General features: G+C 39.2%; 12 protein-coding genes and 1 tRNA gene. 6 read left to right on the forward strand and 7 right to left on the reverse strand.

Annotated features, from left to right (window positions below):
* Positions 1–10: 10 nt before the first annotated feature.
* The 5 genes from F3059_RS12680 to F3059_RS12700 are packed head-to-tail and all read right to left on the reverse strand — an operon-like array spanning position 11 to position 5,841.
* A complete protein-coding gene (locus tag F3059_RS12680; protein WP_151169852.1) occupies positions 11–2,719 on the reverse strand; it encodes a DUF3352 domain-containing protein in 2,709 nt (902 codons plus the stop codon).
* Between the two features lie 5 nt (positions 2,720–2,724).
* On the reverse strand, positions 2,725–3,513 hold the full coding sequence (locus tag F3059_RS12685) for a peptidylprolyl isomerase (protein ID WP_151169854.1): 789 nt from the start codon (positions 3,511–3,513) through the stop codon (positions 2,725–2,727).
* Positions 3,510–4,115, reverse strand: coding sequence for a hypothetical protein (locus F3059_RS12690; RefSeq protein ID WP_151169856.1), 606 nt, complete (start codon positions 4,113–4,115; stop codon positions 3,510–3,512). Before F3059_RS12690 ends, F3059_RS12685 begins: the two co-directional genes overlap by 4 nt.
* Complete coding sequence (locus tag F3059_RS12695) at positions 4,112–4,717, reverse strand: ribonuclease HII (RefSeq protein WP_151169858.1); 606 nt, start codon at positions 4,715–4,717, stop codon at positions 4,112–4,114. Before F3059_RS12695 ends, F3059_RS12690 begins: the two co-directional genes overlap by 4 nt.
* Positions 4,714–5,841: a glycosyltransferase family 4 protein gene (locus F3059_RS12700; RefSeq protein WP_151169860.1), complete on the reverse strand. Its 1,128-nt coding sequence runs from the start codon at positions 5,839–5,841 to the stop codon at positions 4,714–4,716. The genes F3059_RS12695 and F3059_RS12700 overlap by 4 nt, the downstream gene beginning before the upstream one ends.
* A gap of 71 nt (positions 5,842–5,912) precedes the next feature.
* Here F3059_RS12700 and F3059_RS12705 point away from each other — a divergent pair, with 71 nt between their 5' ends.
* The 4 genes from F3059_RS12705 to F3059_RS12720 all read left to right on the forward strand — a co-directional run bounded on the left by F3059_RS12705 (position 5,913) and on the right by F3059_RS12720 (position 10,681).
* Positions 5,913–6,644, forward strand: a complete 732-nt coding sequence (locus F3059_RS12705) for an FkbM family methyltransferase (protein ID WP_151169862.1) — start codon at positions 5,913–5,915, stop codon at positions 6,642–6,644.
* Between the two features lies 1 nt (position 6,645).
* Positions 6,646–8,091, forward strand: a complete 1,446-nt coding sequence (locus F3059_RS12710; protein WP_170265175.1) for a flippase — start codon at positions 6,646–6,648, stop codon at positions 8,089–8,091.
* 121 nt (positions 8,092–8,212) lie between these two features.
* On the forward strand, positions 8,213–9,238 hold the full coding sequence (locus F3059_RS12715; RefSeq protein ID WP_151169866.1) for a GumC domain-containing protein: 1,026 nt from the start codon (positions 8,213–8,215) through the stop codon (positions 9,236–9,238).
* Between the two features lie 3 nt (positions 9,239–9,241).
* A complete protein-coding gene (locus F3059_RS12720) occupies positions 9,242–10,681 on the forward strand; it encodes an O-antigen ligase family protein (RefSeq protein ID WP_151169868.1) in 1,440 nt (479 codons plus the stop codon).
* Positions 10,682–10,738: 57 nt separating this feature from the next.
* Here F3059_RS12720 and F3059_RS12725 read toward each other — a convergent pair.
* A tRNA-Met gene (locus F3059_RS12725) sits at positions 10,739–10,811 on the reverse strand.
* Positions 10,812–10,932: 121 nt separating this feature from the next.
* On the opposite strand from F3059_RS12725, the gene era reads away from it, so the two are divergent.
* Both era and der read left to right on the forward strand, forming a co-directional pair.
* Complete coding sequence (era, locus tag F3059_RS12730) at positions 10,933–11,811, forward strand: GTPase Era (protein WP_151169870.1); 879 nt, start codon at positions 10,933–10,935, stop codon at positions 11,809–11,811.
* Positions 11,812–11,814: 3 nt separating this feature from the next.
* The gene (gene der / locus F3059_RS12735; protein WP_151169872.1) at positions 11,815–13,128 is read left to right on the forward strand and encodes a ribosome biogenesis GTPase Der; all 1,314 of its coding nucleotides are present in this window, start codon (positions 11,815–11,817) and stop codon (positions 13,126–13,128) included.
* Between the two features lie 74 nt (positions 13,129–13,202).
* Here the strand turns inward: der and porN are convergent, their stop codons facing one another.
* The gene (porN, locus tag F3059_RS12740) at positions 13,203–14,072 is read right to left on the reverse strand and encodes a type IX secretion system ring subunit PorN/GldN (protein WP_151169874.1); all 870 of its coding nucleotides are present in this window, start codon (positions 14,070–14,072) and stop codon (positions 13,203–13,205) included.
* Between the last annotated feature and the right edge of the window lie 8 nt (positions 14,073–14,080).

Below are 14,080 nucleotides of genomic sequence, written 5' to 3' on the forward strand. Positions count from 1 at the left end.
TTGTATAAAGTTACATTTTATCATCTAACAGGTATGTGTACAATATCCCATTTTTATCTGCAACGATCAAGTTATAAGAGCCATCATCATTTAGATCAGAAATTGAGAATGGCATTCCACCTCTCAAGGGGAAATGAGGCCATAGTTTCCCGGTTCTGTCAATAAGCAAAATCTCATCTTTGGATCTGAAAGAAACCCCAACAGCACTTGTATTTTGAAACTGGTAGTTGTTGAGCGAGGTTGGTGTTACATTATCGAGTTCGTAATTCAACAATTCATCGTCATCATCACTCCAGGCTCTAACTCCGCTTGAATCGGCAAGAATAAAATCTGGTTTATTATCCATATTGATATCAGCGTGTAAGTAAATATTTGGAGTATGAATATCGCCAAACTCTTTCTTGATCAAACGATCATCTAAAAGCAGATTATGAACCAGCCCAAAAGAATCTGCAGTTGATAAATAACTCGATTCGAGCGAACTATTTGAATGTAAATAGAAGTTTGAATTGTTGTGAACAGGAAGCACTTCCTCCATTTCAAGTCTCACATTTCCTCTCCTGCTGTGACCGTAAACATGCCCTTTTTCGTTAACCGTAATCAGGTAATCTTTTCGCTTAATAACCGTGTAAAGTACCTGACTTTTAATTGCCGATTCTTGCTTTTCAAAAGCCCAGCCTTTTACTGGCTCGCCTCTATTGCTCAGGTTCAGTAAATCTCCCGTTTTGGTCGGAACCAAAATCCTGTGATCACCATCATTATCGTAGTCCAATACGGTTATTGGTGCAGAGGCTCCACCGGCAATTTTCACAGGAAAAGATTCTACATCATTTCCAAGTCTATCGAGCAAATAAACAGCCTCATCAGTATTGAAAATCATTTGAAGCTTATCATTTTGATAAACGTCAATCTGCTCGATTTCGCTGATAATTTGTCCGTCAATCTGCCTTTCCCAAAGCACTTTGCCCGTATTACTTATCAAATAAACCTTGTTATTATCATCCTGAATGAAAATCTCATTCGCCCCGGTATAATGATTTTTCACAACAGCCGGCTTCATAGAAGTTGTTGTATCGAGTGCCAACTCCCAAAGAGAATGAACTTCTTCCTTATAAACCGGATTGTGAAGTAAGTAAGCGTTTTGATAAAATAGGTTATCACTCTCCCTGCTCCACTGCAATGAAATAGCCTGGAACTTCTTGATAAAGGTTTTATTTTTAGCGATAAACTTATCTAAACGGTCAGATCCAAAAGACATCAGCAAATTGGCTGATGCAGCCGGATTACAATACAAAAACACATTCGACTCCTCTGAAACGCTTTCATTAAACTCAGCAAAGGATTCTTTTTTGATAAGTGGTTCACCAGCCAGGTAATCATTGATTATTTTCACCAATGTGCGCTCATCGTTTGCCAAAATCACAAACCGATCGATAATCGTGTAAAACGGTTTTTCAATCGCTTTAAAGTGTCTGCCAAAAGCCAGAGAAAACTGTTTACCTGTTTTGAGTTGATGGATTTCATAATCGCGATAACTGCGCGGTTCAGCACTTTCAATTGAAACTGATTTTAACTTTTTGCTCGCCAATACTTCATTTGATGTTTTGACAACTGCAAAGTAGCGATCTTTATGATTGAGCGTTTCGTCATCTAAATATCCCAAAACAGACTCGTGTTCAATCCACGGCAAAATGTCTTTCTCTAAAGTTAATTTATAATTCACTTCCAGCTCTTTGATCAGGCTGTCATGACTGTAGAGCTGACTCGTTTTTTCTAGCCATTGGCGATAGTGCTCGTACCAGTTGAGGTAATTTGAAAATCCAAAATGAATGAATGACGCTGTGTTTTCAGGTAATATCTTAGCAGCATCATGATCGTGCGGACTCTGATTCGAAAACGTTCCCAAAAACTGATTATCGAGCGGATCGAGATTCGTAAATCCATTGAGCATTACCTCGTTAGATTTCATTGAAATATCCATCACCGACCATTCAGCAAAATGATTGGTAACAGTTTTGAAAACCTCCTCATCGCCAGCTTTAATAAGGTTCTGACCGATAGCAGAAATATTTTGGTAATTGACAAAAACGTGACCGTGCCTTGTTGAGCCTGCGGTTTTATAAACTTCCTGAAAAAGCGAATCTGACGCGAGTGATTTCCCGGTTTTTAGCGTTTCAAGTGATTTGGAAATGAATTTTTCTGTTGGCGAAACGACTACCATTTGCTCTTTAAACCTCACGAAAAAGTTTTTCTCATGAATGCTGATCGAATAAGCACCAGCTGAGTCTTTTTTCGCCTCGAGTGACTCTGTCAAAACACCTTCAAGCTCAGTGTAATCATAGTTTGCGGGGAACTTCATCAGCCACCCCCATTCTGCACCATTATCGGTATGATTGAATACCAAATACGTTTTTTCATCTCGCAATAAAGATTCCCAGTTTTCATCTTTTTTGAGCAATGTATCGAGGTGGAAAAGTGAAGAATCAGCATACTGAAAGCCGTCAAGCGATTTAAACTCCTCCCAAATCACAGTTTTATTGGCAATCCGGTTCCATGTTTCAAATGGGTTATCGTTTTCAATGACAACCGATGAGCTTTGCGGAATTGCATAGAGCGCACTTTTCACGGGTTTATTCGCCTGTCGCAGGTCCAGAAAAACCCAAACAAGCGCTCCAATCATCAGAGCTATAAAAACATAGAGGATTATTCTTTTCACCATATAATTTATTCGTTTACAATGTCAACATCAATAGGCACAATGTCTTTTGGCCATTCTTTGCGATCAACTTCAAGCGTGTCAATGACATCAACCACATCCATTCCGCTAATCACTTCGCCAAATACTGTGTGGTCGCCATCTAAATAAGGATTACCTCCTACTGTAGAATAAGCTTCTCGCTGTTTATCAGTAAAGGTAATTCCTTCTTCTTTTTCAATAGCTTTTAGCTCAGCTTTTGAATAAACCCTTCCTGTGGAAATGAAAAACTCATAACCTGATGATCTTTCATCGGGGTTTTTCTTGTACTGCCGTGCTGCCGATATTGCTCCATATTTGTGAATATTTGATTTCACATATTCAGGCATGAGCGTGTAATGACCAATTTTCGCTCTCATTCTTTGTGTATCCCACGAATCGCTGTTTCCAGCCTGGCAAATGAAACCTTCAGCCACGCGGTAAAACTCTGTCATATCGTAGTAATCTCGCTTTGTGAGGTAGACAAAATTTGCGCGGTGAACAGGAGTGTTTTCATATAACTTAACCTGAATATCACCCAATCTTGTTTTGATCACAGCTCTTGTTTCTTTGTTTTCCTTGCCGTATTCGAGTAAAAAATCAGCTGCATTTTCATTATTGAGCTTTGGATAAGACTTCTCTTTTGGCTCTTTTTCCTTAGGCTCAGCCTTTTTGTCTATTTTGTTCGTTGGCTCCTTTTTTTCTTTCGGTTCTGACTGTGAACCTCCACAACTTACAAGTATCAAACTGAGTACAGCGATTTGAAAAAATCTCATCATCTTTTCGATTTTAGTGCTAAATATAAGGTTGTCAATGCAAATACAGCAGCAAAGGTGAGTAAAATGATTTCAAGTGGCTGTATTTTACCAATTTCATCAACTTTTCGTGTTTCCTTTAAGGTTTCTTCTTTGCTACTAACTGAATCATTAACCAAAGTGAAATAAGGGGCTGTAAGATCTTTAATGGTCAGAGCCGTTCCCCGCTCGCCTGATACTTCAATCAACACCACATTGCAAAGCGAGGATTGAGTTAAAGTAGCCAGCATTTCATTGTGAAATCTGTTTGGATCAATTGAGCTGATGGTTGATGAGTCCACCTCAATGAAACATGAATCCCCTTTTGAGCTTATCGAAATCAACTGGTGAGCATTTGGGTAAAGATCTTTCTTCACGACTTCAAAAAACTCTTCCTGAGTTGTTCCAAAAAGTCGGTTTTTGAAAACCGGTTTAAGGTAAACGCCATCTTTACTTCCAGGAACCAGTGATTCATCAAAATAGCCCTGATAAAAAGTATCCTGCTTGTAAATCACATAGTCCATGTAATGGCTCGCCTCAACGATTGAGGTTGAAAAGAAAAACAATATCAGCAGCCTTTTTCTCATTTTAGCTTGAGCTTAGTTTGCCTGATTTTCCAGTTGAAACTCTTGCGGTGATAAGGTGACGGGCCTATTTCGGCAATTGCCGTTTTGTGCTGCCTTGTAGGATAACCTTTGTTTTTAAACCAACCGTAATGGGGAAACTTTTCATGAAGTTCTTCCATGAATTGATCTCTGTGCGTTTTGGCTAAAATACTTGCCGCTGCAATGCTCAAATATTTGCCATCACCTTTGATGATACAATGATGGTTGATGCCTTCATAAGGAATGAACCTGTTTCCATCGATCAGTAGAGATTCCGGTTTTGTTTTGAGTCCGTCAATTGCGCGGTGCATCGCCATGAAAGAAGCTTTCAGAATATTGATTTCATCAATTTCTTCATGATCGACAAAAGCGACCTTCCAGGCCAACGCTTCTTTTTCAATAACTGACCTCAACTCATTTCTGTTTTTCTCAGAAAGCTGCTTGGAGTCATTGAGTAGTGCATTTTCAAAGTTATTTGGTAAAATGACTGCTGCAGCAACTACTGGTCCGGCAAGGCAGCCACGCCCAGCTTCATCGCAACCTGCTTCAATTACTCCCGGTGTATGTTGCAAAAGCAAACTCATTGATCGGCTGTTTTTGTGATACTTTGCCACATTAAGTCAGCTGTTTTATCCCAATTGAAAAACGCCCTTTGTTCTCGTCCTTTTAGAACAAGTTCCTTACGCAACTTCGGTTTTTGATGCAGTTCCAACATTCCGTCAGCTATACTCTCGGCCGTAAAAGGATTTACGAGTAAAGCTGCCTCTCCGGCAACCTCAGGCATTGAAGTCACACTGGAAGTCAAAACCGGAACATCACAGTTCATAGCTTCGAGAATTGGAATACCAAAACCTTCAAATAATGAAACGTAAGTCAAAGCCATCGCACTGCCTAAAATAAGATTGAGCTCATCCTGTTCTAACCTACCAGTAAAGATAATATCTTTCTTGTAGGTCAGCGAATCAAATGTTTCTTCTTGTCTTTTGCTCCACCATTTCTTTTCACCAACAAGTACGAGCTTTTGGTCAGATCCAGACTCAATCTTAAACTGTTCAAATGCCAGCATTAAATTGGTGATATTTTTTCGCGGTTGAATAGCACCAACATAAACGAAGTACTCGCTCCCATTCGTGAAGTCTGCTTTTACTTTCTTCTTTTCATCTTCCTCAACGGGTTTGTAAATTGAGGATGCTCCATTGTAAACAACATCGATTAGTGAATTATCAATGTTGTACTGAGAACTGATGTCATTTTTAGAAAACTCTGATACAGTTGCTATTCTGGTAGCTTTATGAGCAAATTTTGGGAAAAATGTCTTTAGATAGATTCTTGCTCCAAGAGGTAAAAATGACGGATAGTACTCAAAGTTTATGTCGTGAATTACTGCCAATTGTTTGACAGAAGATGACAAGCTGAGATAACCATCAGGTGACAGAAATACATCTGGCTTTATTTTTCGCAATAAAGATGGAAGTCGCCACTCAAACCAAAGATAAAAGAGAAATGGATGACGAGCTGGCGGACTCAAAACATGAGCTTTTACATTATCGGCAAAAATGAAATCTGGGTCGTAAGTTCTGTCAAAAATGAAATGAAACTCGTGTTCAGGATGCTGTTTTACAATACGTTTCATGGTTTCGTATGTAAACCATCCTATTCCCTCAAGTTTACCGGGCAACAATAATCTTGTATTGACAGCAATCTTCATGTTTCTTTCGTTGGTTTGCGAAAATAAGTAATCCCTTATTCTACTTGAGGAAAAAACTATCTTTGACCGCCTTGAAAACACGAATCAAATACCTTTTACAAAGCATACTGGGGTACGAGCGCTATTTATTCACTTTCGCAAGATTTAAAATAAATACGCTCAAATGGGACAGTAATGAAAGAGATTTTTTCACTTTCCTCAAACTACTTCCCAAAGAATCAACAGTATTAGACATTGGAGCTAATATTGGAATCATGAGTGTTCATTTGGCAAGAAAGTGTCAATCTGTAAAAGCATTTGAGCCCGTTCCCCAAAATGTGAAAGCTCTCAAAAAAGTCATCGATCACTACGGACTGCTAAACGTAGATGTTTACGATTTTGCGCTTGGATCTGACCGTGATGAAATTGAAATGATTGTTCCTGTTGTGGATGATGTTAAAATGCAGGGGCTTAGTCATGTCAATCACGAATCGATTACAGATTTTACGGAGGGTGAAAAAATAACAACTCAACAATTTCGTTTAGATGATCTAACCGAGTTGAAGAATGAGCGTGTAAGTGGTATTAAACTGGATGTTGAGAATTTTGAGTATTTCGTGCTCAAAGGAGGTGAAGAGCTTTTAAAACAACATCTTCCCGTTATTTACACTGAGCTTTGGGAAAACGAAAACAGGAAAAAATGCTTTGATCTTTTAAAGAATCTTGGCTACACCTGTTATGCTGTTGTAGACAATAAAACAGTCCCGTTTAATCCTGATTTTCACCACACTCAAAACTTCATCTTTAGCACTAAAACCCTTTAAATTGCAGCAAAAGTTTTTGAGAAATCTGGCTTTTTTGCTCGGCCTAAACCTATTGGTTAAACCCTTTTGGATTTTAGGCATCACCGTTATGGTGCAAAATGCCGTGGGTCCAACCGAGTTTGGAACATATTTCTCCTTGCTCAATTTTGGGTATTTGTTTTTCATCATTCTAGATGCCGGACTCAACAACTACACGAATAAGCAAGTAGCACAGGACAACTACTTTGTCAAAAATCATTTCGTGACAATATCTGGCGTCAAGCTGCTTTTAGGCATCATCTATCTAGCAGTTCTTATGATCTTAGGTATTTGGGTGATGAAATATCCATCACACTATCTCGACTTATTGTGGATCATAGCCCTCAACCTTTTTCTTTCTTCAGCTCTCATGTTTTTGCGATCAAATTTAGCCGGCCTCCACCTTTTCAAGTGGGATAGCGTAGCTTCTGTTTTAGATCGCATATTGATGATCGTGATTTGTGGAGCCCTTTTATGGTCAGAACCGAATGAAGCAGGATTTTCCATTTTCCATTTTGCCTGGGCACAAACAATAGCTTACGCTTTAACCATCGTTTATGCGGTCATGGTGATGGCGGGAAAAACCGTAAAAATTAAATGGACGATAAAAAAAGGATTGCTCAAAAAGGTCGTGAGACAAAGCTACCCTTTTGCGCTTTTGACATTACTCATGTCATTCTACACGCGCATCGACTCGGTGATGATTGAGCGGCTTTTACCCAACGGAACTACTGAAGCCGGAATTTACGCTCAGGGATACAAAGTGTATGAAGCAGCTAATATGTTCGCCTTTTTGTTTGCCACACTACTGTTACCGGTTTTCTCAAAACTCATCGCGAACAGAGAGTCTGTTAGACCAATTGTCGATTGGACGGTAAGACTTTTGCTAATTCCGGCTGTGATAATTTCTATTTGGTCCTGGTTTTATGGAGGTGAATTAATTGATTTGCTCTACAAAGCAGAATTGGAAAAAACAGCTTCTATTTTCCCGGTTTTGATGATCGCTTTTATTGCGATGGCTGCTAACTACATATACGGAACCTTACTTACAGCCCAGGGCAAAATGAAATTGTTGAACCTTTTATCCCTGGCAGGAATAGTGGTTAATGTTATCCTCAATTGGTTCTTGATTCACAGTTATGGAGCTCTCGGTGCCGCCTGGGCTACAGCATTCACTCAAAGCGGTGTGGCTATTTCGCAATTCGTTGCAGCTAACAAATTCAATGACCTTAGAATTCATAAAAAGGATCTATTGAAATCACTCGGGCTAATTATATTCATGGCGGGACTCATTTATCTTGAAAAGCAAACTCAAATCCCGAAATATGCTGGTGTTTTCGCTATACCGGTTCTGACCATTACAGGCGCGTTCCTTTTAAAGCTCATCAGATTAAAAGATTTGTTTAATTTGCTAAAATATAGGGCCTGACCTACCGTTGTTTTACTCAATTATCATCGAGTTTGCAGACTAATTCACACTAGTTATAGAGGTGTGATGAAAGTTTGTTTATGTTCGTTTCATATTTTTGGCGCTTTAAAATCAATATTTCATGACTGATCAAACCCAGAACAAAGCAGAATTCGACTCGAGTAACCTGATCGTATTCCTGCTCAGATACCGCAAACCCTTAATCATTGTTTCTGTTTTAGCTGCAATTGTCAGTTCAGTTGTTTCACTTTTGATTGAAGAAAAGTACAACTCAAGCGTGATCTTTTTCCCTGCACAAAACAGTTCACTCTCAAAAGCCGTGATGACTGAAGATGCCCAGGGGAAAAATGACATCTCAACTTTTGGTGAAGAAGAACAGGCAGAGGCAATGCTTCAGATTTTGAACTCTGACAAGATCAAGTGGAAGATTTGGGGGAAATACAATTTGATGGAGCACTATGAAATTGACCCTGAAGCTGAATATGCCAAAACGCGTCTAGGACAAGAATGGGAAAGTAATGTCAACTTCAAGCGAACTGAGTTTAATTCTATCAGGATAGACGTATTGGATAAAGATCCGCAAATGGCTGCCAATATTGCCAATGACATTGCATCACTTGTCGATTCTACAAAAAACGAAATGCTCCGTGAGCGTGCAAGAGATGCGCTTGTTGTAATTGAACAGGAATACAAAGACCTGAGTAATTACATGCAAACGCTCGATGACTCTCTCACTATTCTGAGGAATAAAGGAGTTCACGAATATGAAAAACAAATTGAGCAGTTGACGAAAGTTTATTACGAAGCGATTTCTAACAATAACCAACGTGCTATCAGAACACTTGAAGCAAAATTGGACACACTCGCAAAATATGGATCGGCTTACAAGTCGATGACTGAGAACCTCGAGTTTTTGAGAGAGCGTTTTGTGCTGATCCAGGGTAAATACGAAGAGGTTAAAGTAGATGCCAATCAAAGTGTTTCGCACAAATTCGTTGTGAACCGAGCTGTTCCGCAAGAGAAAAAGGCATATCCTGTTAGGTGGTTGATCGTAGTTGTATCGACACTTTCTGCATTTCTTTTGACAATTCTGGTAATTATCGGTTATGAGAACTTCCGCAGGTTGAGATCTTCCGAAAAAAAGTAGTTTGTGCTGGATAGCTTAAAACAAAAATGGGTTTACGGATCTGGGTTGGCTTTCATCGGATTGGCAGCTCTGTTTCTCTACTTTGAGGTACTTTGGTTTCTCGCTTTACCCGTTGCTCTGGTAATTGTATACCTCGCCCTGTTCAGGCTACACTGGTTGATGTTGTTGATTGTTTTTGTTACGCCAATTTCAATCACAATTGATAACGTTGGTGGCGGTTTTGGACTCACTCTGCCTACTGATCCACTCATGTTCGGAGCCATGCTCGTTTTCCTTTTCAAGGTTTTTTACGATCATCGGTACGACATGAGAATAGTCAGGCATCCTATTAGTATTGCGATTTTCATCAATCTCATTTGGATGTTTTTGACATCAATCACCAGTGAGTTACCACTTGTTTCTTTCAAGTTTTTGATCTCAAGATTGTGGTTTGTTGTGACATTTTACTTTATCGCTGTACAGATGTTTCGATACAGAGATCTGTTGATTAAGTATTTTTGGATGTACATCATCCCGATGACGTTTGTCATCATTTACACGATGTCCCGCCAATATGTTAGAGCTTTTGATGAAAAAGCAGCCCACTGGGTAATGTCTCCATTTTTTAATGATCACACGAGTTATGGTGCTTTGATCGCGATGTTTATTCCGCTCTTGTTCAATTTTATGTTTGATGAAAAATTTAAAATTGACGCAAAAATTGTTTCTGGATTTTTCTTTTTCATCTTTTTGATTGGATTGATCATGAGCTATACCAGGGCTGCCTGGGTAAGCGTTGTGGCTGCAATATTCCTTGCCATTTTCATCAAACTACGCATTCGCTGGTGGGTTCTGTCGCTATTAGGTGTCACACTTGTAGCGCTGTTCTTTTCTTTTCAATCTACAATTCTTCAGGAACTCGAACAGAATAGGCAGGACTCATCAGGTAATTTAGCAGAGCACGTACAATCGATTACAAATGTTGCAACTGATGCTTCAAATTTGGAACGAATCAACAGGTGGAAATCAGCTTTTAGGATGTTTGCTGAAGACCCTGTTATGGGTAAGGGCCCCGGAACGTATGCATTTTTATACGCTCCTTATCAGCACTCTTCGGATCTGACCATTATTTCAACAAACTTTGGCGACCTGGGAACTGCTCATAGCGAGTATTTTGGACCATTAGCTGAACAGGGCGTAATGGGAATGTTGACTTTTTTACTGATCGTTTTCATGCTTTATCACACAGGAATACCTCTGTATTACAAGCTTAAACACAAACGCGACAGAGCTATTTTGATGTCTGTTATTCTTGGCCTCACAACTTATTTGACTCATGGAATCCTCAACAACTTCCTCGATACAGACAAAGCGAGTGTCCCGTTTTGGGGCTTTTTGGCTGTAATTGTGGTGATGGACCTTTACTGTGAGAAGAATGAGCCAGAGACAGAAAAGACCAACTAATAAACTGAGAAACCTTTGGAAATAAAAAAGGCCGGTCGATAGACCAGCCTAAATAAGTTGCGGAGGCAGGACTCGAACCTGCGACCTTTGGGTTATGAGCCCAACGAGCTACCAACTGCTCCACTCCGCGATATATCTTTAACCTAAATCGGTTTATTTTTCAGAACGCTTGCTATCCTTTTCGATAGCGGAGTGCAAATGTAATAAAAGATTTCGTTTCTTTGCAAAAGAAATCTAAAATTAAAATCACATTGCACAAATCGGGATTCGTAAACATCATCGGTAGTCCGAATGTAGGAAAATCCACGTTGATGAATAAGTTGGTAGGTGAAAGGCTGTCCATCATTACTTCAAAAGCTCAAACTACGCGCCATCGCATAATGGGAATTGTGAATGGTGAGGATTTTCAAATCGTCTATTCAGACACACCAGGAATTGTAAATCCTGCATACAAGTTACACGAGTCGATGTTGAATTACGTGTACAATGCATTACAGGATGCTGATGTGCTTCTCGTTGTTGTGGAGATTGGTGAAAAAGGATTTAAAAATCCTGATTTGATCAAACGAATAAATGAAGCTTCACTCCCAACTCTCGTGTTGGTCAACAAGATTGATCTATCGAGCCAGGAGGAGCTCGAAGAAAAGGTGGAGTTTTGGAATAAGGAATTCCCACAGGCTGAGATATTACCAATTTCAGCACTTCATAACCTGAATGTCGATTTGGTTCTGAAAAAGATCACTGAACTTTTACCAGAGTCACCTCCATACTTCCCAAAAGATCAGCTCACTGATAAACCGATGCGCTTTTTCGTATCTGAAATTATTCGCGAAAAACTACTCCTCCATTACAAAAAGGAAATTCCGTACGCAGCAGAAGTAGTCGTAGAATCATACAAGGAGGAAAAAGATATCGTCAGAACCAGAGCTGAGATTTACGTGGAAAGAGATTCTCAAAAAGGTATTCTCATCGGTAAAGGCGGAAAAGCGCTCAAACAAGTTGGGATAGATGCTCGTAAAGATATTGAAGCATTTGTAGGAAAGCAGGTTTTTTTAGACCTGTACGTTAAAGTAGATAAAAACTGGAGAAGCAACGCAAATAAGCTAAAACGCTTCGGATACATTCAATAAGATATGTCAAACATGGTAGCCATCGTTGGGAGACCCAACGTAGGAAAATCAACATTTTTCAACCGTTTAGTTGGCACGCGTGATGCCATCGTAGATGAATTTAGCGGAGTTACGCGTGATCGTCATTACGGTAAAACAGAATGGATTGGAAAAGAATTCAGCATCATTGATACAGGCGGCTATGTCACCGGAAGTGACGATGTATTTGAGGATGAAATTCGCAAGCAGGTACAATTGGCCGTTGAGGAAGCTGATGTGATTATGTTCGTTGTCGATACAATGACAGGAATCACCGATATGGATAATGATGTGGCCAACCTACTAAGAAAGCAAGATCGACCTGTTTTTGTAGTAGCCAACAAGGCTGATACAAACGAACGTAAAATGGACGCATCAGAGTTCTACGCTATGGGACTTGGTGAACCTTATCCTATTTCAGCTATGAATGGTAGCGGTACAGGTGATCTTTTAGATGAAGTAGTTGCAAAATTCCCAAAGCCACAGTCAGATCCGGACGAAGAAGCCGAGGAATTACCGCGCATATCAGTTGTGGGTAGACCAAATGCTGGTAAGTCATCTTTTATTAACGCACTCACAGGATCTGACCGAAATATTGTGACTCCAGTTTCAGGTACAACAAGAGACTCGATAGATACACATTACAAAGCCTATGGATTTGATTTTACGCTGGTAGATACAGCCGGACTCAGAAAAAAGTCTAAGGTCCATGATGACCTAGAGTTTTACTCTGTCATGCGTTCTATTAGATCGATAGAAAGCTCAGATGTTTGTATTTTGATGATAGATGCTGAAGAAGGTTTTCACTCACAGGATCTAAATATTTTTAGTCTTATTGCTAAAAACAACAAAGCTGTTGTAATACTTGTAAATAAATGGGATTTGATCGAAAAAGATCATCAAACAGCTAAGAAATTTGAGAAGCTTATAAGATCGAGAATTAATCCGTTTGATGATGTTGAAATTATTTTCACATCTGTATTGACCAAGCAGAGAATTCACAAATCACTTGATGCGGCTATCAGAGCTTACGAGAATCGTAAACGAAGGATTAAAACTTCACCTCTTAATGATTATTTCCAGACTGTAATCGCTAAACAACCACCACCGGCATTAAAGGGGAAATATATAAAGATAAAGTACGTGACACAGCTCCCTACGAAGTTTCCGTCATTTGCCTTTTTTGCGAATCTTCCTCAATATGTAAAAGAACCGTACAAACGTTTTCTCGAAAACAAGTTAAGGGACCAGTTTGATTTTACCGGGACACCGGTTAGAATATTCATGAGAAAAAAATAATATCTTTTCTAAATAATAGGGCAATAAAAAAGGCTACCAGGTAGCCTTTTTTAGATATCGTAAAGTTCCAACTATTAGAAACTCCAAAGATCGTGTTCAAATCTGAAGATCTTATCTTCTATTTTCTCAGCTTCAAGTAAAGCATCTAGAGGTGAGAGATATTGTTCAAGGCTTCTATCGTAAACATTACTCTCTTTCACAATCTTAGAAGAAAACATTCTCTTCATAAAAATGTCATCATAAGTAAGCCTGTGTACATCATTATGACGGTTATACACCTCTGCTTGCGCTAAAACTCTTCTCGCTTCTGGAAAATAAACCCAAAAACCTTCCTGTACGTTAACCAGTTCTCCGTTCGAGTTATAAGCAGGAACCATTGGAGCAATTCCTAATATTCTAAATTCAAGTACAGATCTTTGTTTATCAAAAAAAACTTCTTCTTTAATCTTAAAACGCTTTATTTGATTATACTCTATATCAGTATATACTGTAGAGTCCATCGGTTGACCTGTATTTGGATCTGTAATAGAAATTGTTGAAGAGTAAGAAAGAACATCTTCTTTAATCTCTTCAGGAGTCATGGGAATTGTAAACATATCATTCGGATTACCACTTTCATCTTCAGCAGCATAAGCTGTTATGTTACCAGATTCAGTAATAGCCTCCATTAATATGGTGATAAAGTTTTTTCTTCCCTGAGCAGGATCTTTTGGGTAATAGAAAACCTGGTTCATTTTTTCTTCCATGTCAACCATTCTCCAAACACGTTTCAACCACATGAGATCGGCCTCACGAAGATGGACGTAAGGTATTGGTTCACGATTGGCATTGTGCATAGATTTGGAGTAAACCCCATCTAATGGAGACTCTCCTGGATCTAACACCTGACTAAACCCAGTTAGAGATATAGCCAATAAAGAAAGAAGTGAAACAACGGTTTTCATAACTACTC

Source organism: Salibacter halophilus (genome assembly GCF_008806325.1).
Taxonomy (GTDB): Bacteria; Bacteroidota; Bacteroidia; order Flavobacteriales_G; family Salibacteraceae; genus Salibacter; species Salibacter halophilus.

Excerpts from the sequence above, each read along its gene's own strand:
- F3059_RS12680 (WP_151169852.1), bottom strand. The coding sequence starts at position 2,719 with ATGGTGAAAAGAATAATCCTCTATGTTTTTATAGCTCTGATGATTGGA.
- F3059_RS12685 (WP_151169854.1), bottom strand. The coding sequence starts at position 3,513 with ATGATGAGATTTTTTCAAATCGCTGTACTCAGTTTGATACTTGTAAGT.
- F3059_RS12690 (WP_151169856.1), bottom strand. The coding sequence starts at position 4,115 with ATGAGAAAAAGGCTGCTGATATTGTTTTTCTTTTCAACCTCAATCGTT.
- F3059_RS12695 (WP_151169858.1), bottom strand. The coding sequence starts at position 4,717 with ATGAGTTTGCTTTTGCAACATACACCGGGAGTAATTGAAGCAGGTTGC.
- F3059_RS12700 (WP_151169860.1), bottom strand. The coding sequence starts at position 5,841 with ATGAAGATTGCTGTCAATACAAGATTATTGTTGCCCGGTAAACTTGAG.
- F3059_RS12715 (WP_151169866.1), top strand. The coding sequence starts at position 8,213 with ATGACTGATCAAACCCAGAACAAAGCAGAATTCGACTCGAGTAACCTG.
- der (WP_151169872.1), top strand. The coding sequence starts at position 11,815 with ATGTCAAACATGGTAGCCATCGTTGGGAGACCCAACGTAGGAAAATCA.
- porN (WP_151169874.1), bottom strand. The coding sequence starts at position 14,072 with ATGAAAACCGTTGTTTCACTTCTTTCTTTATTGGCTATATCTCTAACT.